Source organism: Mammaliicoccus sp. I-M35, assembly GCF_022386455.1.
Lineage (GTDB): Bacteria > Bacillota > Bacilli > Staphylococcales > Staphylococcaceae > Mammaliicoccus > Mammaliicoccus sciuri_A.
The window spans coordinates 1-254 of sequence record NZ_JAJNIL010000042.1; the positions used below are offsets into that span (position 1 = coordinate 1).

Annotated in this window: 1 protein-coding gene; it reads right to left on the minus strand. The window is 37.8% G+C overall.

The window, feature by feature from the left end; translation table 11 throughout:
- Nucleotides 1-254: hypothetical protein (locus tag LQ679_RS14760; RefSeq protein ID WP_239763591.1), on the minus strand; the 254-nt coding region annotated here is incomplete at both ends.

A 254-nucleotide genomic window follows, 5' to 3' on the forward strand; every position in this document is an offset into this window, starting at 1 on the left:
ATAATCTGGGATTGTCACTGCACCTGTTACATCGTCTGTTGTCGTTGGTGTACCATGATCTTTTGTTACGCCGTCTGTTGTTGGTTCATATTGTCTGTTATCCAGAACTTTTACAATAAATGAATCAGCTGATACATCATTGTCTCCTACGACTAAATATGCAGTGTAAATATCTCCATCTACCGCACTATCTGGAACAATAAATGTACCTTGTTGTTCACCATCTTCTAACGTATTAATGTCGCCAGTTTTTT